We start from the raw sequence: 24,859 nt of genomic DNA, 5'->3' as shown, positions 1-24,859 counted from the left end.
GCTTCAAGACCTTCCCTCGATGATCAGTCGAGAACTTTCGCCTCTTGGGAGGCGAAAGTCGAGATACAAGGAGCGGCTTCAGCCGCGATGAGGCCAGTAAAGCCAATGCACATTCCAAGTGCACTACTCACCATCTTGGGGCACTTCAATACACATCCCGCCGATACCGCTTGGCCTTGCTCAAGGCCTCCATATAAGCATCCGCGTCCACGCCCCCATGCTCGCCAATGACCTCGCGCAACGCCACATCCACATCCTTGGCCATGCGCTGAGCATCTCCGCACACATAGAAGTACGCCCCCGCCTCCAGCCACTGCCACACCTGCGCGCCCTGCTCACGCAGGCGCTGCTGCACATAGATCTTCTCGGCCTGATCACGGGAAAACGCCGTGTCCAGCCGCAAATGGCCGCTCGCCTGCCAAGCCTGCAGCTGCTCCCGGTAGTAAAAGTCGGTCGCAGCATACTGCTCACCAAAGAACAACCAGTTGCCGCCCTTGGCTCCCCGTGCCTCGCGCTCTTCGAGGAAGGCACGAAACGGCGCGATCCCGGTACCGGGACCGACCATGATCACCGGCACCGTGTCGTCATCAGGCAAGCGGAAATGCTTGGATACCTGCGGGAAGATCGCGATCTTCTCTACCTGCCCACGGTCGGCGAGGAAGCTTGAGCAGACCCCTTTGCGCTCGCCATAGCGCACCGTGGAGACGGTCAGATGAACCTGGCCAGGGTGCGCCAGTGGGCTGGAACTGATCGAATACAGCCGTGGCTGCAGAGGCTTGAGCAAGTCGAGCCATGCAGCCACCGGCAGGTCTTGCGGAAAAGCGTGCAGCACATCGACCAACTGCCGGCCCCACAGCCAGTCCTGCAACTCGCCTTTGCATTCCGGCTGCAGCAGGCGCTCCAGCTCGGCGGCTTGCTGGCTGAAGACCTGCAGTTGTTGCGCAGTGACCTTGGCGATTTCCAGATGCGACACCAGCGCCTGGGCCAGGGGCATGAGTGCTTGCCCTTTGACCTGAACCTGGGCCTGGCCATCGAGGCGCATCGCGGCCAGCAGTTCCTCCACCAGCGCCGGGCAGTTGCGTGGCCATACCCCCAGGGCATCCCCGGCGGCATAGGTGAAATCGCTGCCGGCCAGGTCGAACACCAGCTGGCGGGTTTCCTTGCTGGCGCCGGGGCCATTGAGCAGTCGATTTTCCAGCAAGGTGGCCGACCAGGGTTGTTGCTTGCTGTAGCCCGCAACGGGTTCAGATACAGGCGGCGGGACGGCGGCGCTGCCCAGTTCGGGCAAGAGTGCATCGAGCCAGGTGGCGAAGGCCTCATCGAAATCCGGCTCGCAGTCGACCCGTGGCAGCAGGCGCCGCCCGCCCAGTTCAGCCAGGCGCTGGTCGAGCTTGCGGCCAAACCCGCAGAACTGATCGTAGCTGGAGTCTCCCAGTGCCAGCACGGCATACGGAAGCTCGGCACAGTGCGCGCCCTCCTCGCCCTGCAGCGCCTGCCAGAACGCCGTGGCGCTGTCGGGCGCATCGCCATCGCCGAAGGTACTGGCGATCAGCACGACGCTGGCCGCCCCCTGCAACTGGCGAGGGCTGACCGCCTCCAGGCCACTGAGCTGCACGTGCAACCCACCACGGCGTAGACGCTCGGCGCAGCGTTCGGCCAGCACTTCGCCGTTACCCGTTTGCGAAGCCCACAGCACCTGATGGTGGGGCGCAACCGACGCGCTCGCCGTCGGCTCGGCACTCAGCTCGAGGGCTTCGATGCGCTCACCGGCAATCCGCTGCAAGGCCACGGCGCAGTGCTTGAAGGCCGGTTGCAGCGACAGCGGGTCGACCGCATCACAGGTGACGGCATTGATCGCCAATTGCTCGCCGATCACATCGTTCCAGTGGAAGGGCGCAAAACAGCTGCCGGGCATCACCCGGTCACTGACCCGCGCCGGCAGCACGGCCTGACCACGCCGCGAGCGGATCGCTACCTGGTCCTTGTCGCGGATGCCCAGCCACGCCGCATCCTTGGGGTGAATTTCAACGAATGGACCGGGTTCCAGCTTGTTCAGCGCCGGCACCTTGCCGGTCTTGGTCAGGGTGTGCCACTGGTGCTGCACCCGGCCCGTGTTGAGCACCAGTGGGTAGTCGGCGTCTGGCAGCTCTGGTGCGGGTAACCAGGGCCGGGCGAAAAAGCCGGCCTTGCCGCTCGTTGTTGGGAAAACCAGGGTGGCGGGATCGCCGTTCTCGACATAGCGCAGTGGGCTGCGGTCATCCGTGTGGCCTGGGGCGCTGGGCCATTGGCGGGGTTTGTCGCGCAGCGCCTGGTAGTCGATGCCGCGCAGATCGTAGCCGGTGACCGGGTTGTTGAAGCGGCGGATCTCGTCGTACACCGCCTCGGCGTTGACGTAGTCGAAGGCCTCGGCATAGCCCATGGCACACGCGACCCTGGCGATGATCTGCCAGTCCGCCAGGCTCTCGCCCGGCGCCTCGACCGCGCGCGGCATCAAGGTGAGGTTGCGCTCGCTGTTGATCATCACGCCCTCGCCCTCGGCCCACAGCGCGGCCGGCAAGAGGATATCGGCGTAGCGGTTGGTTTCGGTGTCGAGGAAGGCATCCTGGGTAATCACCAGCTCTGCCTGGCGCAGGCCGTCGATCACCTGCTGGCGGTTGGCGACACTGGCCACGGGGTTGCTGCAGATGATCCAGCAGGCCTTTACTGCGCCCGCCTTCATCTGCTCGAACAGCGCCACCGTGCCTTCGCCACCCTCCGCACGCAGGCTTCCGGACGTCAGGCCCCACTGCGCCTCGACGAAGCGGCGGTCGCCTTCGACCAGTACCGAGCGCTGGCCCGGCAGGCCCGGCCCCATGTAGCCCATCTCGCGGCCGCCCATGGCATTGGGCTGGCCGGTCAGCGAGAACGGCCCGCTGCCGGGGCGGCAGATGGCGCCGGTGGCGAGGTGCAGGTTGCAGATCGCATTGCTGTGCCAGGTGCCGTGGATGCTCTGGTTGAGGCCCATGGTCCAGCAGCTCATCCACTCCTTGGCCGTGCCGATCAAGGCTGCGGCCTCGCGGATGTCATCCTCCGCCAGGCCGGTGATGGCGGCCACGCGTTCAGGCGTGTAGTCGTCGAGGAAGGCAGGCAGCTCGTCCCAGCCTTCGGTGTGGCGGGCGATGAAGTCGGGGTCGGTATGGCCATCTCGATGCAGCAGGTGCAGCAGGCCGTTCAGCAGCGCCATGTCTGAACCCGGCCGCACCTGCAGGAACAGGTCGGCCTTGTCGGCGGTGGCGGTGCGTCGCGGGTCGACAACGATCAGCTTGGCCCCGGCTTTTACCCGGTCGAGCAGGCGCAGGAAAAGGATCGGGTGGCAGTCGGCCATGTTCGCGCCGATCACCAGGAACACCTCGGCGTGCTCGAAATCCTGGTAACTGCCAGGCGGGCCATCGGCACCAAGCGACAGTTTGTAGCCGCTGCTGGCACTGGCCATGCACAAGCGCGAGTTGGACTCGATATGGCGGGTGCGGATGAAGCCCTTGGCCAGCTTGTTGGCCAGGTACTGGGCTTCCAGCGACATCTGCCCGGACACATACAGCGCCACGGCGTCAGGGCCATGCTGGTCAATGATGCTGCGCAGGCGCTCGGCGGCCTGGGTGATGGCCTGGGCCATGCTGCTGCGGGCTGGCTGGTGGTCGCGCTGCTGGCGCACGAAAGCGCTCTCCATGCGCCCAGGGGCGGTCAGCGGGATGTGCGCGGTGAGGCCTTTGGTGCACAGGCGGCCGAAGTTGCTTGGGTGCTGTTTGTCGCCGCTGACCTTGGTTACCTTGCCGTCGGCGACGCTCATGACGATGCCGCAACCGACGCCGCAATAGGGGCAGACGCTGCGAACTTGGGTGCTGGCCATGGGCGGGGCTCCTGCTGGAACGCAAAAGGCGCCGGTTGCCCCGGCTTGCTTGGCAAGGGGGGCAACACGGCGCCTTTGTCGTGAGTCTGATGGGCTGTCGACGTTGACAGCCTGGAATGGGATCAAGTCAGCAAATACTGGGCCAGCTGTGCTGGCCTCTTCGCGGGCAAGCCCGCTCCCACAGGAACACCACGGGTTCGACGGCTGTGCAGTACCTGTGGGAGCGGGCTTGCCCGCGAAAAGGCCGGCACAGCCAACGCACCATGCGGTGGCATCACAAAGGCCCCTGGCGCTATGCTGGAGCAAATTCCAGCAGTTATCATCCGCCCCGGCACCCGCGACCTTGCGCGAAGAAGAGCGCGGCCAATAAGGCCCAGAAACGAAAAAAACGACCCTAAGGTCGCTTTTTTTGTAACTTCCGGGTGTTCAGTGGGCCCTGGAAGTTGAATATGGCGCAGCGGACGGGACTCGAACCCGCGACCCCCGGCGTGACAGGCCGGTATTCTAACCGACTGAACTACCGCTGCGCTATTTCATCGAGTGGTGGGTGATGACGGGATCGAACCGCCGACCCTCTGCTTGTAAGGCAGATGCTCTCCCGGCTGAGCTAATCACCCTTCGTCTCGGTGAGGCGCGCATTCTACGTAGGACGCGGCAGCATGGCAAGCCATTAGTGCAACTTTTTCGCAAAATCCACTTTCAGCAAATCGCAGGCACAAAAAAAGCGACCCCAAGGTCGCTTTCTCTGTTACTTCCGGGTGTTCAGTGGGCCCTGGAAGTGGAATATGGCGCAGCGGACGGGACTCGAACCCGCGACCCCCGGCGTGACAGGCCGGTATTCTAACCGACTGAACTACCGCTGCGCTATACATCGAGTGGTGGGTGATGACGGGATCGAACCGCCGACCCTCTGCTTGTAAGGCAGATGCTCTCCCGGCTGAGCTAATCACCCTTCGTCTCGGTGTGGCGCGCATTCTACGGACGGCCCGCCACCCTGGCAAGCACAATTTTCAACTTTTCTAAAAAAAATTCTCAGCCCTTTCAACGACCTAGCGCAATCTGCCGTTATATCGCTGCTGGCCCTATGACAGGGCTGGCCTGGAACGGCTGCGCGGAGAATAATGCCCCCCTTATGCATTAAGGAGAGATTCCCCCACATGTGGTTCAAGAACCTGCTGACCTACCGCCTGACCCAGGATGTCCCATTCGAGGCTGAAGCACTGGAAGCCGCCCTGGCCAGCAAGCCGGCCCGCCCCTGCGCCAGCCAGGAGCTGACCACCTATGGTTTCGTCGCGCCGTTCGGCAAAGGCGAAGACGCTCCTCTGGTGCACGTCAGCGGCGAGTTCCTGCTGATTGCCGCGCGCAAGGAAGAACGCATCCTGCCGAGCAGCGTGGTCAACGATGCCGTCAAGGAAAAGGTCGAAGAGATCGAGACCGAGCAGATGCGCAAGGTCTATAAAAAGGAACGCGACCAGATCAAGGACGAGATCATCCAGGCCTTCCTGCCGCGCGCGTTCATCCGCCGCTCGATGATCTTCGCCGCCATTGCCCCGCGCCTTGGCATGATCCTGGTCAACTCGGCCAGCGCCAAGCGCGCCGAAGACCTGCTGTCGACCCTGCGCGAAGTGATGGGCTCGCTGCCGGTGCGCCCGGCCACCGTGAAAATCGCCCCGACCGCGACCATGACCGACTGGGTCAAGTCGCAACAGGCCGCCGAAGGCTTCTATGTGCTGGACGAATGCGAACTGCGTGACACCGCCGAAGACGGCGGCATCGTACGCTGCAAGCGCCAGGACCTGACCGGCGAAGAAATCCAGCTGCACCTGAGCACCGGCAAGGTGGTTACCCAGCTGGCCCTGGCCTGGCAGGACAAACTGTCGTTCGTGCTCGACGACAAGATGGTGATCAAGCGCCTGAAGTTCGAGGAGCTGCTGCAGGAGCAGGCCGAACAGGATGGCGGTGATGAAGCCGCGCAACAGTTCGATGCCAGCTTCCTGCTGATGATGATGACCTTCAGTGAATTCCTGCCGGTGCTGTTCGAGGCCCTGGGTGGGGAAGAGATTCCGCAAGGGGTCTGATTTGCATGATTGGCCGGTGACAGGCTGCTAGGTATTCTTCGCCCCTACCGGCCTCTTCGCGGGGCAAGCCCGCTCCCACAGGTACCTCACAGATGTTGAATACTGTGGGGTGTCTGTGGGAGCGGGCTTGCCCCGCGAAGAAGCCAGTGAATTCAGTAAAACTATAAATAGAAAAGGACTTGCCCATGCGCGCCCTCGCCGCCTTCAGCCGCTTCGTCGGCAACACCTTCGCCGTCTGGGTGCTGCTGTTCGCCTGCCTGGCCTTCCTGCAACCGCAATGGTTCATCTCGCTCAAGGTCGCCATCGTGCCGCTGCTGGGCCTGGTGATGTTCGGCATGGGCCTGACCCTCAAGCTCGACGACTTCGCCGCCCTCGCCCGTCAGCCCTGGCGCGTGGCGCTCGGCGTGGTCGCGCACTTCGTGATCATGCCGGGCATGGCCTGGCTGCTGTGCCAGCTGTTCCAGCTGCCGGCGGAAATTGCCGTCGGCGTGATCCTGGTCGGCTGCTGTCCGAGCGGCACGGCCTCGAACGTGATGGTCTGGTTGTCCAAAGGCGACCTCGCGCTGGCCGTGGCGATCGCCGGGGTGACCACGCTGCTGGCGCCGCTGCTGACCCCGACGCTGATCTGGTTCCTCGCCTCGGCCTGGTTGCCGGTGTCCTTCATGGACATGTTCTGGTCGATCCTGCAGCTGGTGATGCTGCCGATCGTGCTCGGCGTGTTGGCCCAACGCCTGCTCGGCGCGCGGGTGCAACTGGCGGTGCAGGTGCTGCCACTGGTGTCGGTGGTGAGCATCGTCATGATCGTCTGTGCGGTGGTGGCGGCCAGCCAGGCGAAAATCGCCGAATCGGGCCTGCTGATCATGGCGGTGGTGATGCTGCACAACAGCTTCGGTTACTTGCTGGGCTACCTCACCGGTAAGTTCTGCAAGCTGCCGCTGGCCCAGCGCAAATCGCTGGCGCTGGAGGTGGGTATGCAGAACTCGGGGCTGGGGGCGGCATTGGCAGCCGCGCATTTCTCGCCGCTGGCGGCGGTGCCGAGTGCGCTGTTCAGTGTTTGGCACAATATTTCCGGGGCGCTGCTTTCTACCTGGTTCCGGCGGATGGAAGAACCTTCAGCTGAAGTTGCAAACGGGGAGCCGGCCCGGCATTGATGTTGCCAGTGCTGGCCCTTTCGCGGGGCAAGCCCGCTCCCACAGGATCACCACAGATTTCAGGCTTGTGTGGATCCTGTGGGAGCGGGCTTGTCCCGCGAAAGGGCCAGCACTGTTTGCACTGCAATCAGAAGATGTGCACCATAGTGCCCACCGTGAGGACGGCCTCACAACGCATAGCGTTAACACTCCGGGGACGGCCCCATCATTCAAACGATGGAGACACACTCATGTCCTGGATCATCCTGTTCTTCGCCGGCCTGTTCGAGGTCGGCTGGGCTGTCGGCCTCAAATACACCGACGGCTTCACCCGCCCCCTCCCCACCGTGCTCACCGTCGGCGCCATGGTCATCAGCCTCGGCCTGCTCGGCCTGGCCATGAAAGAGCTGCCGCTGGGTACCGCCTATGCCATCTGGACCGGTGTGGGTGCAGTGGGCACGGTGATCGCCGGGATCATCCTGTTCGGCGAATCCATGGCCTTGGTGCGGCTGGTCAGTGTGGCGCTGATCGTCTGCGGCCTGGTTGGCCTGAAAGTCAGCGCCAGCTGACCATTCCCGTTTAACGCAGGTCGCCGCGCAGGCGGCTGACCTGCTCACGCAACAGCTCGGGCTGCGCTGCGTCCACCGGGATGGCGGAGCCGGCCACGATGGTCACCCGCGACCACAAGCGCTTGAAGAAGCCCTTGCCCGGATCACGGCTGAAGAAACTGCCCCACAGCCCCTGCAACGCCAGCGGAATCACCGGCACCGGGGTCTCCTCCAGGATGCGGCTGACACCACCCCTGAACACATCGATTTCGCCATCACCGGTCAACTTGCCCTCCGGGAAAATGCACACCACCTCCCCCGCCGCCAGGTACTGGGCGATGCGGGCGAACGCGCGCTCGTAAATGGCGGCATCTTCGTTGCGCCCGGCAATCGGGATGGCACCGGCGGTACGGAACACGAAGTTGAGCACCGGCAGGTTGTAGATCTTGTAGTACATGACGAAACGGATCGGCCGGCGGATCGCCCCGCCGAGCAGCAGCGCATCGACGAACGACACATGGTTGCACACCAGCAGCGCCGCGCCTTCATCCGGGATGCGCTCGAGGTCGCGATGCTCCACGCGGTACATCGAATGGCTGAGCAGCCAGATCAGGAAGCGCATGGTGAACTCGGGCACGATCCTGAAGATATAGGCATTGACCAGCACATTGAGTAGCGACACCACCAGGAACAGCTGCGGGATGCTCAGCTCGGCCACGCCCAGCAAGAAGATGGTGAGGATCGCCGACACCACCATGAACAGGGCATTGAGAATGTTGTTGGCCGCGATCACCCGGGCGCGCTGGTCCTCGGCGGTGCGCGCCTGGATCAGCGCATACAGCGGCACGATGTAGAAGCCGCCGAATATGCCCAGGCCGACGATCGACAGCAATATCCACCAGGCCTGGCTCATGCCCAGCAGGGTCAGCCAATCGTGCGGCGCCGCGGCAGCCGGCACATCACCGGAATGCCACCACCAGAGCAGGCCGAACAGGGTCAGGCCGAACGAGCCGAACGGCACCAGGCCGATCTCGACCTTGCGCCCGCTGAGGCGCTCGCACAGCAGCGAGCCCAGGGCGATGCCCACCGAGAACAGGGTCAGTACCAAAGTAACGACCGTACCGTCACCGTGCAGCCAGTCCTTGGCGTAGGTCGGGATCTGCGTCAGGTAGATGGCGCCGACGAACCAGAACCACGAGTTGCCGACGATCGAACGCGACACCGCTGGCGGCTGCCCCAGGCCCATGCGCAGGATCACCCATGACTGCTTGAAAATGTTCCAGTCCAGCTTCATCTGCGGCGAAACGGCCGCCGCGCGGGGGATCCAGCGGCTGGCCAGGTAACCCAGCACCGCGGTGCCCACCACCCCACCGGCCACCACCGTGGCGTAGCTGTCGCTGGCCATCATCACCCCGGCGCCGATGGTGCCGGCGAGGATGGCCAGGAAGGTGCCCATTTCCACCAGGCCGTTGCCGCCGACCAGCTCTTCTTCGCGCAGGGCCTGGGGCAGGATCGAGTATTTCACCGGGCCGAACAGCGCCGAATGGGTGCCCATGCCGAACAGTGCCACCAGCATCAGCGTCAGGTGATCGGTGACGAAACCGAGCCCGCCGATGGCCATGATGGCGATTTCTGCCAGCTTGATCGCGCGGATCAACGCGTCCTTGGCGAACTTCTCGCCAAACTGCCCACCCAGCGCCGAAAACAGGAAGAACGGCAGGATGAACAGCAGCGCGCAGAGGTTGACCCAGATCGAGCGGTCGCCATCGCCAAGGCTGAGCTTGAACAGGATCGCCAGGATCAGCGACTGCTTGAACAGGTTGTCGTTGAAAGCACCCAGCGACTGGGTGATGAAAAACGGCAGGAACCGCCGCTTGCCGAGCAAGGTGAATTGCGAGGAATGACTCATCGTCCTTGTTCCCTTAGGGGCTTTAGTCATTGGAGGCGCACCGAGTGCGCGAAGCCACAAGTCTGCCCAATTTAATGGAAATCGTCGTTCAGATTTTGTTACAGCTGCCGACAATTCATATAGATGACTATATCTGACAGAAGGAACGGACCTCCGGTCTCCTCCAACGCATAAGAAAAGGAGCTCAGCAGTTTATGTTTACCTGGTTCGGCGATCTGAAAATCGCCCATAAGCTTTTCGTCGGTTTTGGCTTGGTACTTTGCCTGACCCTGGTCCAGTCGCTGATCGGCTGGGACGGCCTGGGCAGCCTGGTACGGCGCAGCGAGGTGGTCAGCGACGTCTCGCGCCTCAACGATGCTCTCGGCGATCTGCGTGAAGCGCGCCTGCGCCATGCCATGGCCAATGGCGGGGAAAATGAAGGCAAGGCATTGCAAGCAGCACTGCAGGCCTTTCAGGCACCGCTGGCGAAACTGCGTGGGTCGCTGGTCAAACCCCAGAGCCTGGCCCTGATCGACAATGCCGAGCAGACCTTGAACAGTTATGCCGCCAACCAGGCACAGAGCTTCCAGTCGTATCAGAAAATGCGCGCGGCTCAGAAGCAAATGGGCGCTCTTGCCACCAACGCATTCGCCAGCATCGAAGCGATTCGCAAGCAGGTCCGCGCCCTGCCCGACGCCGAGCAGCGTTTCGTGCGCAGCGAGGCGATCAACCAGATCCGCGAGAACCTCATCCTGCTGCGCTACCACGTGCGCGGCTACACCGGTAACACCAACGCCGACACCGAACAGCTGATGAACGCGCAGATCGCGACCACGGTCGATGACCTGCCAGGCCTGGTGGCGCGCTTCAATGGCGGTTTTGCCGAGCAGTTCAGCACATTGAACCAACAGGTACGCGCCTATGCCGAGGCGGTCGAGGCGTTTCGGGGTGAAGTCAGCAAACTGGTCCAGTATCGCAATGCCATGGCCGCCGACATCGACGGCCTCAATGGCCTGATCGGCCAATTGCTCGACGCCCAGGCAGTGTCGGTGGTCAGCGACAGCCAATTCGCCAAGAACCTGCAGGTGGTCACCACGCTGTTGGCGCTGCTGATCGGCATCCTCGCCGCCGTGGTCATCGCCCGCCAGATCAGCGCCCCTTTGCAGCAGGCCCTGCGCGCCATGCAGCAGGTTGCGGCCGGCGACCTCAGCGAGCAACCGGCCAGCCGCCGCCGTGATGAAGTCGGCCAGTTGCAGAATGCCCTGCAGGGCATGACCCGCAACCTGCGCGAATTGATCGCCCAGGTGCGCGACGGTATTTCGCAGATCGCCAGCGCCACCGAGGAGCTGTCGGCGATCACCGAGCAGACCAGCGCCGGTGCCAACAACCAGAAAGTCGAAACCGACCAGGTCGCCACCGCCATGCAGGAAATGGCCGCCACCGTGCACGAGGTGGCGCGCAATGCCGGCGAAGCTTCGCTGGCTGCCAGTGCCACCGACGAAGAAGCGCGCGAAGGGGACAGCGTGGTCAACCGCGCCGTCGCGCAGATCGGCCGCCTGGCCAGCCAGGTAGACGCCACCGGCGAGGCCATGGGTGCGCTGCGCAATGAGAGCCAGCGCATCGGCAAGGTCATGGATGTGATCAAGGCGGTCGCCGAGCAGACCAACCTGCTCGCGCTCAACGCCGCGATCGAGGCAGCCCGCGCAGGCGAGGCCGGGCGTGGTTTTGCGGTTGTGGCGGATGAGGTGCGCAGCCTGGCCCAGCGCACCCAGGCGTCGACCCTGGAGATCGAGTCGGCGATCGGCAGCCTGGATCAAGGCACCCGCTCGGTGAGCGAACTGATGGAAGAAAGCCAGAGCCTGACCGTAAGCAGCGTGGCGCTGGTGCGTGAGGCGGGTGTGGCGCTGGAGGGGATTACCCAGCGGGTATCGGGTATCCAGCTGATGAACCAGCAGATCGCCGCAGCTTCTGAGCAGCAGAGCGCAGTGGCCGAGGAAATCAGCCGCAGCGTGGTAACGGTGCGGGATATTTCCGAACAGACGGCTGAGGCCAGCCAGCAGACGTCGGCTTCCAGCGTTGAGCTGGCGCGATTGGGTGGGCAGTTGCAGCAGATGATCGGCAAGTTCCGCGTCTAGACCCTCTCAGGCACAAAAAAACCGCAGCCAGGCTGCGGTTTTTTTATGCCATCCGATGTCAGAGCACGAACGTCAGTACCACGTTGAATGCCAGCGCAGCCACGAAGCCAATGGGCGCCGCCTTGAACAGCAGCTGGGGGAACAGTGACGTGCGGCTCTGTTCATTGTTGCACGAGCCCAGAATCAGGCTGCCGCCAGAGGAGAACGGCGAAATCGAAGTAGCCTGAGCACCCGCGACGATGGCAATGAACAGAATCATCGGCTCGATGCCCATGTTGTGCGCAATCGGCAGCACCATCGGGAACAGCGCCGGTGTCACCACACCGAGGGTGCTGGAGAAAATCGACATGAAGGCAGCCACCGCACCGAACACCACCGGGACCATGATCGGTGGAATGCTGCTGCCAATCCAGGACGCGAGGATATCGATGGTACCGGCCTTGATCGCCACGGAAATCAACATGCCCACGCCGCAGATCATGATCAGCGTGCCCCACGGCACCGTGGCCATGGCCTTGCGTTCGTCACCCAGTTTCAGCAACAGGGCGATCACCGAGAAGATGCTGGCGATCAGGCCGATGTCCATCTTCGAATTGATGAAGGCCGCCGTGGCATTGCCTGGCAAAAGGATGCTCGCCACGGGTGCTGCCAATACGATCACCATCATCGCCAGGGTCAGCCACAGCGTGGTGCGCTGCTGACTGTTCAGCGGTTGCGGCGCTTCGACCGCCACTGCCGATGCCTTCAAGGCGCGGCCATGGCCGGTCAGAAAGACGAATACGCCGATCACCAGCAAGGGGATCACCAGGGTACTGACGAAGATGCCGGTGGCATTGATGAAAGCCTGGTTGTCACTTACCCCGGCATTGGTCATCAAGCCCCGGAAGATGATGCCGCTCTGGCTGGACATGAAGTTGGCCCCGCTGAGCGCGCCATAGTTAACGGCCATGCCGCCGACGATCAGGCTCATGCGGGTGCGCTCGCACAGCAGCAGGGTGATCGGCGCCATGAACGCCAGCACGGTGTAGTAACCGGCGCCCATTGCAGCGATCACGGTGGCGGCGAAAAACACCGCGAACGGCAGCAACTGCGGCACGGCGCGGCAGCGGTAGATCAGGTGTTCAGCCAGCTTTTCAAGGGTGCCGTTGACCGTAGCAAAGCTGTAGAACAGGCAGACCGAGAAGATCACGAAGAAGATCTTCAGTGGCCACATGCCGATGACCTCGGAGGGGCTCAGGCCCATGCCGAAGCAGCCGATCAGGTAGGCAAAGGCAATCGCGAACAGGCCGATATTGATCTTGGTCCTGTAGCCCAGTGCCACGGCGGCGATGATGGCCGCGACGACGAGGATGCTCATCATGTTGAAAGTGTCCTGTTGTTATTGTTGAAGTATCAGCGCGAATGGGCGAAGCCGAACAGCTTCGCCGGATTGGCGCTCAGAATCTGGGTGCGCTCCTTGGCATCGGGGAGCAGCGCCTGGAAGAACTCGGCCTGGTCGGCATAGCAGGTCTGGCGTTCGAACTGGGTATTCGGCCAATCGCTGCCCCAGAGCATGCGCTCGATACCGCCGGCCGCTTCACGCAACTGCGTCAGCAACACGTGCGCCTTGGCCAGGTCGGTCTGGCTGCGGTAGCCAGCGGATAGCTTGAGCCACAGCTTGGGTTCGCCAAGCAGGTGCAGGAAGGTGCGGTGGGTGTCCTTGCGCGGGTCGATGCCATCGGCAGGCAGGCCGAAATGGTCGACCACAACGTCTACGCCGCAGGCCAGGATTGCCGGCACGATCAGGGCCAGATCGTCGAAGCCGCGCTGTATTTCCACCTGCCAGCCGCGCACGGCCAGGCGCTTGAACAACGCTGTCCATTCTGGCCCGGCGTAGTCGGCCAGGCGCTTGCCAATCAGGTTCAGGCGGATGCCCACGACCCCTGCTTCGGCGAGCGCGTCCAGCTGCTGCTCGCTGACTGTCGCATCGACCACCGCCACAGCGCGCAAGCGCTGAGGGTAACGGCGCAGTGCCTGGAGCATGTAGCTGTTGTCGGTGCCCAGGAAGCTGGGTTGGATCAGTACGCCGTGAGACAGTCCGTGATGGTCAAGATGAGCGAGGTACTGCTCGATCAGGGCGTCGTAGTCCGGGCTGTAGCGACGGTTGGCAACCATCGGCAGATCCTGGCGGAAGATATGGGCATGGGTGTCTATGCCGGTGACGGCGGGCAGAGAGGGGTTGGTCATAACGCGATAACCCTGTTCGATTGTTATCGCCGCTAGCGGATGCCGCGGCTTTTAGACAAACATAAATTCATATATATGACTGCATGACCATATCTTTAGTGGGCGGATTCTGTCAATCGAGTGCCAAGTGGTAGAGTGCTGCCAATTCTTCAGCCACGGACCTTTTGAACGATGAGCACCGGGATACTCGGCCACGACCCGCGCCTGCCGCTTTACCAGCAACTGCGCGAAGAGATGCTCGCCAAGATTGCTGAGGGGCATTGGCTGCCAGGCGCACCGATCCCTACCGAGACTGAGCTCACGCGTTTGTATGGCGTTGCCATTGGCACTGTGCGCAAGGCAGTCGACACGTTGGTCAATGAGGGTTTGCTGCTACGCAGCCAAGGCCGCGGAACCTTCGTGCGCCGCCCTAACTTCGATGCCTCGCTGTTTCGCTTTTTCCGACAGGTGGATGCCAAGGGCCAACGCCTGGTGCCGACCAGCCGTATCATTGGCAAGCAGTTGCGCGTACCGACGGCAGAAATCGCCGAGGCGCTTTCGCTCGACGGCGAAGAAAAGGCAATCAGGCTGGAGCGATTGCGCCTGATCGAGGGCCGACCGCTGTTCCACGAAGAAATCTGGCTTCCGGCCTCACGCTTCATGGCCTTGCTGGATATCGACGCGGACGCGTTCGGCGACCTGCTTTACCCTTTTTATGAGTCACAGTGCGGCCAGTGCGTGGCATCGGCCAGGGAAACCCTGACGGTAGGTGTGGCCGACAGCGCCTGCGCGCAACACCTGGCGATCGGGCCAGGTGCGCCGGTGGTGGTGATTCAGCGTACGGCGCAGGGTTACGACCGCAAGCCAATGGAGTACCGTGTGTCTCGGGCTGCGGCAGAAGGTTTCCGCTACCAGATCGATATTTCCTGAAGCTCGGCAACAAGGATGTGCCCATGCTCCACGCCCTCAAGCACTACCCCGCAGCGGTACGCCTGCTGCTGGCAACCACCTTTACCCTGACCGTTGCCCGCGCCCTGACCTTGCCCTACCTGGTCGTTTACCTGGCCGACAACTTTCAGCTGTCGATCAGCCATATCGGCTTGCTGATAGGCGGCGCACTGATCGTCGCCTCGCTGCTGAGCCTGTACGGCGGCCACCTGGTCGATACCCTGCGCAACCACACCCTGGTCACCGCCAGCACGCTGGTCTTCGCCCTCGCCTTCGTCGCCGCCATCGCCAGCCGTTCGGCACTGCTGTTCTTCCTGTGCCTGGTGCTGATCAACCTGGCCCTGGCCGTGGTCGACATCGCCGCCAAGGCCGGCTTCTGCGCACTGCTGCCGGTGGAGCAAAGGGCTGAAGTCTTCGCCATCAAGTACACCTTGAGCAACGTGGGTTATGCCGCCGGCCCGCTGCTCGGCGTGGCCCTGCTGGAACTGAACGATCACCTGCCCTTCGTCGCCTCCGCGCTGATTGGCCTGGGCATGTGCCTGGCCTACTGGCGCCTGGGCGATCGCGGGCTGCAGGCCAGCGCCGAGGCACAGCCGGGAGCCGGCTTCGCCCAGGTGGCGCTGGGGTTGGCACGTGACCGGCGGCTGGTGTGCTTCACCCTCGGCGGCGTACTCAGCGCGGTAGTGTTCGGCCAGTTCACCGCTTACCTGTCGCAGTACCTGGTGGTGACGACCAGCGCCAGCGAGGCCGCGCGCCTGGTGGGCTATCTGGTGACCACCAATGCCGTGACGGTGATCGCCCTGCAATACCTGATCGGCAAACGCATTGGCCGCCAGCAGTTGATGCCCTGGCTGCTGGCCGGCATGGCGCTGTTCATCGCCGGGCTGTTGGGCTTCTCGGTCGCCGGGACAGTGCTGGCCTGGTGCCTGGCCATGCTGGTGTTCACCCTGGGCGAAATCATCGTGATACCGGCCGAGTACATGTTCATCGACCTGATCGCGCCGGAGCATTTGCGCGGGGTGTATTACGGCGCGCAGAACCTGTCCAACCTGGGTGCGGCGCTGGGGCCGGTGCTGGTGGGGTTTAGTCTGGGGCATTGGTGGCCGGGGGCGATCTTCTACCTGCTGGTGATGTCGGTGGTTTTGGCGGGGGTGTTTTACTGGCTGGGTACTCGTAGGCATCTCTATTGACTGTCCCGGCCTCTTCGCGGGGCAAGCCCGCTCCCACAGGATGTGTGTTGGCCCTCAACTTGTGGGAGCGGGCTTGCCCCGCGAAGGGGCCAATGGAGATTTCTGCGACCATCGTCGGCGCTGACGAATAGCCGGCTGCGTGCCAGACTGGTTGATCGGGACCGCGTTACCTTTCTTGCTCCGGAGTTTTCATGTCGTTGTCCAGCGGGCTGATCGCCGTGGTCGCCCTGGCCTATATGGCCGTCATGTTCGCCATCGCCTTCTACGGCGACCGCCGCAGCACACCGTTGCCGCCGCGGCTGCGTGCCTGGGTGTACAGCCTGTCGCTGGCGGTGTACTGCACCAGTTGGACCTTCTTCGGCGCGGTCGGTCAGGCCGCCGAACAGCTGTGGGCCTTTTTACCGATCTACCTGGGGCCGATCCTGCTGCTGATCTTCGCACCCTGGGTGCTGCAGAAAATGGTGCTGATCAGCAAGCAGCAGAACATCACCTCGATTGCCGACTTCATCGCCGCGCGCTACGGCAAGTCGCAAACCCTGGCGGTGGTGGTGGCGCTGATCTGTCTGGTCGGCGTGCTGCCCTACATCGCCTTGCAGCTCAAAGGCATCGTGCTGGGCGTCAACCTGCTGATCGGCGCCAATGCCGATGCCACCGGCACCCGTGTGCAGGACACCGCGCTGGTGGTGTCGCTGGTGCTGGCGCTGTTCGCCATCGTCTTCGGCACGCGCAGCCTGGATGTCACCGAACACCACCGTGGCATGGTCCTGGCGATTGCCTTCGAATCGCTGATCAAGCTGCTGGCCTTTCTCGCCGTCGGCGTGTTCGTGGTGTTCAATCTGTACGACGGCTTCGACGACCTGCTGACCCAGGCACGCCAGTCGGTGCACCTGGACAGCTATTGGCAGGAAACCATCAACTGGCCGTCGATGGTGGTGCAGACCGCCGTGGCGATGATGGCGATCATCTGCCTGCCGCGGCAATTCCACGTCACCGTGGTGGAGAACATCGAGCCGCAGGACATGCGCCTGGCGCGCTGGGTGTTCCCGATGTACCTGGCCCTGGCCGCGTTGTTCGTGGTGCCGATTGCCCTGGCCGGGCAGATGCTGCTGCCCGGCACGGTGATTTCCGACTCGTTCGTGATCAGCCTGCCACTGGCCGAAGCGCACCCGAGCCTGGCGCTGTTGGCGTTCATCGGCGGCGCCTCGGCCGCCACCGGCATGGTCATCGTCGAGGCCGTGGCGCTGTCGACCATGGTTTCCAACGACATGCTGCTGCCGTGGCTGCTACGCCGCAACAATGCCGAGCGGCCGTTCGAAGTGTTCCGCCACTGGATGCTGTCGGTGCGCCGGGTGACTATCGTGGTCATCCTGCTGCTGGCCTACGTCAGTTACCGCCTGCTCGGCTCCACCGCAAGCCTTGCGACCATCGGCCAGATCGCCTTCGCCGCCGTGACCCAACTGACCCCGGCCATGCTCGGCGCGCTGTACTGGAAGCAGGCCAACCGCCGCGGCGTGTTCGCCGGCCTCGCCGCGGGTATCTTCCTGTGGTTCTACACCCTGGTGCTGCCGATCACCGCCCACAGCCTGGGCTGGTCGCTTGAGTTGTTCCCGGGCCTGGCATGGCTGCACGGCAACCCGCTGAACCTGCCGATCACGCCCCTCACCCAAGGCGTCGTGCTGTCGTTGGCAGGCAATTTCACTCTGTTTGCCTGGGTCTCGATGTTGTCGCGCACCCGCGTGTCGGAGCACTGGCAGGCCGGGCGCTTCATCGGCCAGCAGACCAGCGCGCGGCCTAATGGCAAGCCGCTGCTGGCGGTGCAAATCGACGACCTGCTGACCCTGGCCTCGCGCTTCGTCGGCGAGGACCGCGCACGGCAAAGCTTCATCCGCTTCGCCTACCGCCAGGGTAAGGGCTTCAACCCCAACCAGAACGCTGACGGCGACTGGATCGAGCATACCGAGCGCCTGCTCGCCGGCGTGCTCGGCAGCTCCTCGACCCGCGCAGTGGTCAAGGCCGCTATCGAAGGCCGCGACATGCAACTGGAAGACGTGGTGCGCATCGCCGACGAAGCCAGCGAGGTGCTGCAGTTCAACCGCGCGCTGCTGCAAGGCGCCATCGAGAACATCAACCAGGGCATCAGCGTGGTCGACCAGAACCTCCATCTGGTGGCCTGGAACCGCCGCTACCTGGAGCTGTTCAACTACCCCGAGGGGCTGATCAGCGTTGGTCGGCCGATCGCCGACATCATCCGCTACAACGCCGAACGCGGCCTGTGCGGCCCGGGCGAGGCGCAGGTGCATGTGGCCCGGCGCCTGCACTGGATGCGCCAGGGCCGTGCGCACTCCTCCGAGCGGTTGTTCCCCAATGGCCGGGTGATCGAGCTGATCGGCAACCCGATGCCCGGTGGCGGCTTCGTCATGAGCTTCACCGACATCACCCCGTTCCGCGAAGCCGAACAAGCGTTGCGCGATGCCAACGAAGGGCTGGAGCAACGCGTGGCCGAGCGCACCCATGAGCTGTCGCAACTCAACCAGGCGCTGTCGGAAGCCAAGAGCCAGGCAGAAGCGGTGAGCAAGTCCAAGACCCGTTTCCTGGCCGCGGTCAGCCACGACCTGATGCAACCGCTGAATGCCGCGCGGCTGTTCTCCGCCGCCCTGTCGCAGCAGGCCGAGGGCCTGAATGACGAAGCGCAGCAACTGGTGCAGCACATGGACAGCTCGCTGCGCTCAGCCGAGGAGCTGATCAGCGACCTGCTGGACATCTCGCGCCTGGAAAACGGCAAGATCACCCCGGACGCCAAGCCATTCGCCCTCAGCGAGCTGTTCGACACCCTCGGCGCCGAATTCAAGGTACTGGCTGCCGAGAAGGGCCTGGAGTTCCGCCTGCGTGGCAGCCGCCTGCGGGTCGACAGCGACATGAAACTGTTGCGCCGGGTGCTGCAGAACTTCCTCACCAATGCCTTGCGCTATGGCAAGAGCCCGATCTTGCTTGGAGTGCGCCGCCAGGGCGAGCACCTGTGGCTGGAAGTGTGGGATCGCGGCCCGGGCATCGACGACGACAAGCTGCAGGTCATCTTTCAGGAGTTCAAACGCCTGGATAGCCACCGAACCCGCGCCGAAAAAGGCCTGGGGCTGGGCCTGGCGATCGCCGATGGCCTGTGCCGGGTGCTCGGCCACACGCTGGAAGTGCGTTCCTGGCCAGGCCAAGGCACAGTGTTTCGCGTGAGCGTGCCGATCGCCAGACAGGCTGTTGCCGCGCCGACCACGCCGGTCGAGCAGGCCAGTCAGCCGCTGGCCGGGCTGCAAGTGCTGTGCATCGACAACGAGGACAGCATCCTGATCGGCATGAACAGCCTGCTCAGCCGCTGGGGCTGCAAGGTGTGGACGGCGCGCAACCGTACAGAGTGCGAAACGCTGCTGGCCCAGGGCATGCGCCCGCACCTGGCATTGGTGGACTATCACCTGGATGACGGCGACACCGGCACCGCGCTGATGGGCTGGCTACGCGCGTGCCTGGGCGAACCGGTGCCGGGTGTGGTGATCAGCGCCGACGGCAGCAAGGAAACCTTGGCCACGGTGCATGCCGCAGGCCTGGATTACCTGGCCAAGCCGGTCAAGCCGGCGGCCTTGCGCGCGCTGCTCAATCGCCATCTGAGCCTGGTGCAGTGACCGCCGCCTCCACCAGGCCTTCATCCGACAGCGCCCGTTCCAGCAGCTCGGCCGGCAGGCTCTTGCTGGCACGGGCGCCGAGCAGCTTGAGCTGCTCGCTGCGGCTGACCAGGTTGCCGCGCCCTTCGCAGAGCTTGTTGCGCGCTGCTGCGTAGGCTTTGTCGACCTGCTGCAGGCGATTGCCCAGTTCGTCCAGGTCCTGGATGAACAGCACGAACTTGTCGTACAGCCAGCCAGCGCGCTCGGCGATCTCGCGGGCGTTCTGGCCCTGGCGCTCCTGCTTCCACAGGCTGTCGATAACCCGCAAGGTGGCCAGCAAGGTGGTCGGGCTGACGATCACGATCTGCCGGTCGAAGGCTTCCTGGAACAGGTTGGGCTCGGCCTGCAGGGCCGCCGAAAACGCCGCCTCGATGGGCACGAACAACAGCACGAAATCCAGGCTGTGCAAGCCTTCGAGACGGTTGTAGTCCTTGCTTGAAAGGCCTTTGACGTGGCTGCGCAGCGATTGCACGTGCTGCTTCAGAGCGTTTTCATCGTTGCCGCTGACGTACTGCTGATAGGCGGTCAGGCTGACCTTGGCATCCACCACCACCTGCTTGTCGCCCGGCAGCATGATCAGCACGTCGGGCTGGAAGCGCTCGCCGTCGGCGCTTTTCAGGCTGACCTGGGTCTGGTATTCGCGGCCCTTCTCCAGGCCCGCATGCTCCAGCACCCGTTCGAGGATCAGCTCGCCCCAGTTGCCCTGAGTCTTCTGGCCCTTGAGCGCCTGGGTGAGGTTGGTGGCTTCGTCGGACAGGCGCAGGTTGAGTTGCTGCAGGCGCTCCAGCTCCTTGCCCAGCGAGAAGCGTTCGCGGGCTTCTTGCTGGTAGCTTTCCTCGACGCGCTTTTCAAACGCCTGGATGCGTTCTTTCAGTGGGTCGAGCAACTGGCCCAGGTGCTGTTGGCTGGTCTGGGCGAAACGCTGCTCGCGTTCGTCGAAGATTTTCGTGGCCAGGTCGGCGAACTGGGCGCGCAGGGTGTCGCGAGCTTCCTGCAGGTCTTCCAGGCGCTGTTGGTGGCTGTCCTGCTGCTCGCGCAGCTCAGCCTCCAGGCGAGCAGCTTGAGCCTCCAGGCGGCGCAACTCAGCCTCACGGTTGGCCCGCTCGAGGTGCCAGGCGTGAGCAGCGTCGCGGGCATTGTCACGGTCGACCTGCAGCAGTTCGAGCTCACGGCCCTGGGCGGCCAACTGCGCCTGTTTGACGCTGTTGGCTTCGCTGAGGTCGCTGATTTCATCGCGGCTGGCCTCCAGCTGCGCCTGCAGGCCGGCCTGGGCCAACTGGGCGCCATTGAGGCGCTCTTCAAGCAAGGCTTGCTCGCCCCGCCGCGCGCCTTGGCGGCGTTGCATCTGCATGAGCCAAATCAGGCAAGGCAAAGCACCTGCCACCAAACCCAGCAGAATGCTGGTCAGATCCACTGCCATGCTTACCCCGAACGGTCTGTTGCAAATGAGCTGCAGCTTATCAGTCCGCTTGCTCCGTTGCCTGCTCCGGCGTATTGGCCTGACACAGCCGCGCATACTCCAGCTGCGCCCGTGGATCGCCAGCGCGCGCGGCCTGGCGCAACAGTTCATGGCCGATACGCCGGTCACGGGCGTTGCCGCAATCGCGACAGAGCATCTGCCCCAGGCGGCTTTGCGCCACCACCACCCCTTGGCGCGCTGGCTGCTTGAGCAGGCGCCCAGCCAAATGCTTCACCTGGGCTTTGTCGCCCAAGCGTGGGTTATCGAGCAGCCACAGGGCCACCTTCAGGGAGAAACGTTTGGGGGAAGGGGCCGATGAGGCAACAGCTGGGCTGGCGAGGTATTTACCGCGAAATTTCATGAGCAACAGGGAAGGCAACCCGAAAGGCGCGCCACTCTACTCTTTTTTTTTGCGTGTGACCTGTCGATTTTTCAAGCGTTGGCAAAAATAATCACTGATCGTTTCTTGACGTTTCCAAGTGGATGACCAGCCGGTCTGCAGGCGTCTCACGATTGTCGGACAGTTCTCTGATTTGCTGGCACACCCGTCCTAGAGCAAGCGCTCGGGACAATCCACAGTTCCTGTGGATAACTCGGTGGACAACCCCTTTGAAGACCTCGCAAACCCCTATGAAATGGGGCCTCCAGTCAAACTGACGATTTTTTCACCAGCTAAAATTAGTGTTTTTTTTCATTGACTTAAGGCATCAGTCAAGTCATTGGCGAGCTCCGCCAGGGCTGTTGCGGGGCTGTTACAACTCGCGCCTCGAATGTGAACAAGTGCACCGAAAACCTGCATTCGAATGCACGTTAATGGTACATCCCAGCGCCAGCGTGCTCTATCCCCCTCTTCCCACGGCACCCAAGAAACGCCATACTGCTCGGCTCGCCTGAGCAAGTACGCTACTGCTTGCAAAGCTTGCCGAGTTCGGTTAAGGTGCGCCTCGTTAGTACCAAGCTGAAAGTCAATTCTGGCCAGAAGCGTCCTTGCAGATGTGCTCCCCCCAAGAGCAACACTGCTGAAACCAGGACCGGCCCTTTCGATGATTCACTCGCCAGCCCCGCGCTGTTCAAGCACGAATCACGTGACAGATTGATCAGGATTCCATACCGATGGCCTCGAACCTTGGCCCCGGCATGCTGCCTGCCCTCTGAAGTACCTACCAGTCAGCCCAAGCGCCCACCTTATGAATGCGCTCTCTCTGGCTGCCCTGTTCCAGTCAGGTTCGTTCGTCCCTTAATAAAGGCGTCACTGGAACGTTTCTATCATGCACGGATCATATCCCCCGTGTTTAAAGCAGGAACATCCAACAATATGCATACTCATCATCAAATTCAGGCTGCCATTGGCACCCTCTCCCAGGCCTTCTCGCCGTTGAAGTGCCTGATCACCGCCCCTCGCAAGGGTAACTTCAGCTTCACCCTGGTGGACGAGCACGGCGTCGCCTGCCACACCGAACGCCTGTACCCAGAGCAGTACAGCCGCTCGGAACCGCTGCAAGCCGTTATCGCCCGGACCCGTCAGTCGCTCACGGCGTGAGCGGCGAATACCAGGGCATTCAGCGGCTGAATGCACACACTCGCAAGCTACCTGATCGTTCTTGGCGTAATTGCCGCAAGGCATATGGCGCCCGACGTCAGGCAGCAATCGATTTAAAAACAGCTCTTTACACCACGGTTATCACACTACACTTCAACTCGAGCGGTCCTTGCCGCTTCCGGCGGGCCTGATCAATCACCAGCTGCCAAGCTCCAGCGCCCGTCCGGCCCTTTACTGCTCGAGGGCATCATGGGTATCGCGGCTAATGAATTGTGTCAGTATGTGATCCGGCCAACCCTGGTCTATCTCAATCGTCATTGCGCCAGTGCCGAAGCCCTCTTGTTGGGCATCGCGGCATGCCAGTCGGCGCTTGGCTCGGCGCTGCATGACCGGCGAGGCCACGGTCTCTACCGCATCGGCGAGCATCGCCATCAAGCCGTATGGGACGATTTCCTCGCCCGCGACCCTGAGCTGGCCAGCCTGGTACGCGGCCTGGCGAGCCAGCACGCGTTTCTGGGCGGCCCGCACCTGGAACTCACGGTGAACCTGCGCTATTCCACCGCCATCGCCTGGATGCTCATCGAGGCGCAATCCACACCCCTGCCTGACGTTGACGATCTACTCGGTCAGGCGCGGATCTGGCGGCAGATCTTTCACCCTCAAGGTCGCCTGCGCGACTTCACTGAAGCCTGGCATTTGTGCATGAATCAGAAATTGCCACAGGCATCTTAGGAAACGCCCTACAGCTTTGCCGGAAAAAATGGAATTTTGGTCGGATTGTCCTACAAAACCGCTCTATCTCCTGTGTTACAGGCTATAGCGCAGCGCGTGATTTGTTGGTAGCTTTTCGCCCCGGAGATCCCAAGGAGTTCTAATAATGAAAAAAGTAATGCTCAAAACCTCCCTCGGCGTTGCCGTTGCTCTCGCTTCCAGCCAACTGTTCGCTGCCGGCTTTGCCCTCAACGAACAGAGCATCAGCAGCATGGGGACAGGTTTCGCGGGACGTTCTTCTTCTGCCGAAGATGCCAGTACCGTGTTTGGCAACCCGGCAGGCATGTCCCGCCTCAAGCGCGAGCAGATTACCGTGGGCGGCGCAGCCGTCATCGCCAAGTCCGATATCTCGGGCCCAGGCAGCAACCTCGGGGGGGAAACCGACGGTGACATGGTGCCTGTGGTCGGCGTACCGATGGGTTACTACGTCAAGCCAATCGATGATCACTGGAGTGTCGGTTTCGGCGTCTATGTACCGTTTGGCCTGGTTACCGACTACGGCAGCGACGATGCCGCCCGCTACTGGGGCAAGAAAAGCCACGTCGAGGTCGTCACCTTCCAGCCTACCGTCAGCTACGCCTTCAACGACAAGGTATCGATCGGTTTCGGCCCAACCATCAACCGTATCAAGGGTGAACTGGGTTCGAGCCTGATCAACCCCTTCACCCCGGGCCGCAACGACGGCGAAGTGAAGATCAAGGGTGACGATACCGCCGTTGGTTACAACATCGGCATCCTGGTACAGGCCACCGACAGCACCCGCGTCGGCCTGACCTACCACTCCATGGTCGACTACAAGCTCGAAGGCAAGACCCGCGTCAGCACGCCGTTGATCGGGCCGTACAACGGCAGCAAGTTCGACGCCAGCCTGAAGATCAAGACCCCGGAATCGGTGGACCTGTCGGTCACCCATGAGCTCGACGACCAGTGGACCCTGTATGCGGGCAGCACCTGGACCCGCTGGAGCCGCCTGGAAGCGATCACCGTAGAGAACGATGTGCCTGCACCGCTGGCGGGTTCGGCATTCCAGACCATCAGTGAAGAGCAGAACTGGCACGACACCTGGGCACACGCCATTGGCGCGTCCTACAAGGTGAACAAGGAATGGGTACTGCGCACCGGCTTCACCGTTGACCAGTCGCCAACCAACAACCACGACCGTTCACCACGCATCCCGACTGGCGATCGCAAAGTGTTCAGCCTGGGTGCCGGTTGGAGCCCGAACGACGACATGACCATCGACGTGGCCTATTCCTACCTGTGGGAAGAGGACACCAAGGTCAACCAGGTCAGCGCCACCAAAGGCAGCTACCGGGCCAAGTACGAGAACAGCGCGCACGGTGTCGGTGCATCCCTCACCTACCGCTTCTGAGT

At 62.8% G+C, this 24,859-nt stretch carries 16 protein-coding genes, 4 tRNA genes and 1 pseudogene; 11 read left to right on the top strand and 10 right to left on the bottom strand.

Annotated features, from left to right (window positions below):
- Positions 1 to 145: 145 nt before the first annotated feature.
- The 5 genes from ACIPZF_RS25315 to ACIPZF_RS25295 all read right to left on the bottom strand — a co-directional run bounded on the left by ACIPZF_RS25315 (position 146) and on the right by ACIPZF_RS25295 (position 4,838).
- Positions 146 to 3,886: a molybdopterin-dependent oxidoreductase gene (locus ACIPZF_RS25315; protein WP_400804576.1), complete on the bottom strand. Its 3,741-nt coding sequence runs from the start codon at positions 3,884 to 3,886 to the stop codon at positions 146 to 148.
- 450 nt (positions 3,887 to 4,336) lie between these two features.
- Positions 4,337 to 4,413: transfer RNA gene (locus tag ACIPZF_RS25310), tRNA-Asp, on the bottom strand.
- Between the two features lie 14 nt (positions 4,414 to 4,427).
- Positions 4,428 to 4,503, bottom strand: a tRNA-Val gene (locus ACIPZF_RS25305).
- Between the two features lie 169 nt (positions 4,504 to 4,672).
- Positions 4,673 to 4,749: transfer RNA gene (locus ACIPZF_RS25300), tRNA-Asp, on the bottom strand.
- Between the two features lie 13 nt (positions 4,750 to 4,762).
- A tRNA-Val gene (locus tag ACIPZF_RS25295) sits at positions 4,763 to 4,838 on the bottom strand.
- 205 nt (positions 4,839 to 5,043) lie between these two features.
- Between ACIPZF_RS25295 and rdgC the strand changes: the two genes are divergently transcribed.
- From rdgC to sugE, 3 genes are all read left to right on the top strand, one after another.
- Positions 5,044 to 5,964: a recombination-associated protein RdgC gene (rdgC, locus tag ACIPZF_RS25290; protein ID WP_008098477.1), complete on the top strand. Its 921-nt coding sequence runs from the start codon at positions 5,044 to 5,046 to the stop codon at positions 5,962 to 5,964.
- Positions 5,965 to 6,149: 185 nt separating this feature from the next.
- Complete coding sequence (locus ACIPZF_RS25285) at positions 6,150 to 7,115, top strand: bile acid:sodium symporter family protein (protein WP_400804573.1); 966 nt, start codon at positions 6,150 to 6,152, stop codon at positions 7,113 to 7,115.
- Between the two features lie 230 nt (positions 7,116 to 7,345).
- The gene (gene sugE, locus ACIPZF_RS25280) at positions 7,346 to 7,663 is read left to right on the top strand and encodes a quaternary ammonium compound efflux SMR transporter SugE (protein ID WP_010952753.1); all 318 of its coding nucleotides are present in this window, start codon (positions 7,346 to 7,348) and stop codon (positions 7,661 to 7,663) included.
- Between the two features lie 10 nt (positions 7,664 to 7,673).
- On the opposite strand, the gene ACIPZF_RS25275 is transcribed toward sugE, so the two are convergent.
- A complete protein-coding gene (locus ACIPZF_RS25275; protein ID WP_400804569.1) occupies positions 7,674 to 9,551 on the bottom strand; it encodes a 1-acyl-sn-glycerol-3-phosphate acyltransferase in 1,878 nt (625 codons plus the stop codon).
- A 194-nt stretch (positions 9,552 to 9,745) separates the two neighbouring features.
- Here ACIPZF_RS25275 and ACIPZF_RS25270 point away from each other — a divergent pair.
- Together ACIPZF_RS25270 and ACIPZF_RS25265 are read left to right on the top strand one after the other, a co-directional pair.
- Positions 9,746 to 10,810, top strand: a pseudogene (locus ACIPZF_RS25270) (methyl-accepting chemotaxis protein); the annotation flags it as partial.
- A complete protein-coding gene (locus ACIPZF_RS25265; protein ID WP_400804581.1) occupies positions 10,802 to 11,665 on the top strand; it encodes a methyl-accepting chemotaxis protein in 864 nt (287 codons plus the stop codon). The pseudogene ACIPZF_RS25270 and the gene ACIPZF_RS25265, both read left to right, overlap by 9 nt.
- 58 nt (positions 11,666 to 11,723) lie before the next feature.
- Here ACIPZF_RS25265 and ACIPZF_RS25260 read toward each other — a convergent pair whose 3' ends face one another.
- Together ACIPZF_RS25260 and ACIPZF_RS25255 are read right to left on the bottom strand one after the other, a co-directional pair.
- Positions 11,724 to 13,025 carry an SLC13 family permease gene (locus ACIPZF_RS25260; protein WP_400804567.1) on the bottom strand — a complete coding sequence of 434 codons (1,302 nt, stop codon included), beginning with the start codon at positions 13,023 to 13,025 and terminating at the stop codon, positions 11,724 to 11,726.
- Between the two features lie 32 nt (positions 13,026 to 13,057).
- Positions 13,058 to 13,891: an amidohydrolase family protein gene (locus tag ACIPZF_RS25255; protein ID WP_400804565.1), complete on the bottom strand. Its 834-nt coding sequence runs from the start codon at positions 13,889 to 13,891 to the stop codon at positions 13,058 to 13,060.
- Positions 13,892 to 14,062: 171 nt separating this feature from the next.
- Between ACIPZF_RS25255 and ACIPZF_RS25250 the strand changes: the two genes are divergently transcribed.
- The 3 genes from ACIPZF_RS25250 to ACIPZF_RS25240 all read left to right on the top strand — a co-directional run bounded on the left by ACIPZF_RS25250 (position 14,063) and on the right by ACIPZF_RS25240 (position 19,676).
- Positions 14,063 to 14,800 carry a GntR family transcriptional regulator gene (locus ACIPZF_RS25250; protein WP_400804562.1) on the top strand — a complete coding sequence of 246 codons (738 nt, stop codon included), beginning with the start codon at positions 14,063 to 14,065 and terminating at the stop codon, positions 14,798 to 14,800.
- Between the two features lie 23 nt (positions 14,801 to 14,823).
- The gene (locus ACIPZF_RS25245; protein ID WP_400804559.1) at positions 14,824 to 16,008 is read left to right on the top strand and encodes an MFS transporter; all 1,185 of its coding nucleotides are present in this window, start codon (positions 14,824 to 14,826) and stop codon (positions 16,006 to 16,008) included.
- Positions 16,009 to 16,199: 191 nt separating this feature from the next.
- Complete coding sequence (locus tag ACIPZF_RS25240) at positions 16,200 to 19,676, top strand: NahK/ErcS family hybrid sensor histidine kinase/response regulator (protein ID WP_400804556.1); 3,477 nt, start codon at positions 16,200 to 16,202, stop codon at positions 19,674 to 19,676.
- Here the strand turns inward: ACIPZF_RS25240 and rmuC are convergent.
- Positions 19,648 to 21,021, bottom strand: a complete 1,374-nt coding sequence (gene rmuC, locus ACIPZF_RS25235) for a DNA recombination protein RmuC (RefSeq protein ID WP_400804579.1) — start codon at positions 21,019 to 21,021, stop codon at positions 19,648 to 19,650. The two genes, ACIPZF_RS25240 and rmuC, sit on opposite strands and share 29 nt — an antisense overlap.
- 154 nt (positions 21,022 to 21,175) lie before the next feature.
- Positions 21,176 to 21,535: a sel1 repeat family protein gene (locus ACIPZF_RS25230; RefSeq protein WP_400804553.1), complete on the bottom strand. Its 360-nt coding sequence runs from the start codon at positions 21,533 to 21,535 to the stop codon at positions 21,176 to 21,178.
- A 954-nt stretch (positions 21,536 to 22,489) separates the two neighbouring features.
- On the opposite strand from ACIPZF_RS25230, the gene ACIPZF_RS25225 reads away from it, so the two are divergent.
- The 3 genes from ACIPZF_RS25225 to ACIPZF_RS25215 all read left to right on the top strand — a co-directional run bounded on the left by ACIPZF_RS25225 (position 22,490) and on the right by ACIPZF_RS25215 (position 24,857).
- On the top strand, positions 22,490 to 22,714 hold the full coding sequence (locus tag ACIPZF_RS25225; protein WP_400804551.1) for a hypothetical protein: 225 nt from the start codon (positions 22,490 to 22,492) through the stop codon (positions 22,712 to 22,714).
- A 249-nt stretch (positions 22,715 to 22,963) separates the two neighbouring features.
- The gene (locus ACIPZF_RS25220; protein ID WP_400804548.1) at positions 22,964 to 23,446 is read left to right on the top strand and encodes a hypothetical protein; all 483 of its coding nucleotides are present in this window, start codon (positions 22,964 to 22,966) and stop codon (positions 23,444 to 23,446) included.
- A gap of 145 nt (positions 23,447 to 23,591) precedes the next feature.
- A complete protein-coding gene (locus ACIPZF_RS25215) occupies positions 23,592 to 24,857 on the top strand; it encodes an OmpP1/FadL family transporter (protein ID WP_400804545.1) in 1,266 nt (421 codons plus the stop codon).
- The last annotated feature ends 2 nt before the right edge of the window (positions 24,858 to 24,859 follow it).

The organism is Pseudomonas sp. NPDC089752 (assembly GCF_044748725.1).
Taxonomy (GTDB): Bacteria; Pseudomonadota; Gammaproteobacteria; order Pseudomonadales; family Pseudomonadaceae; genus Aquipseudomonas.
Note: the sequence above shows the minus strand (reverse complement) of the source record. Positions and strands in the feature narration are given on the sequence as shown.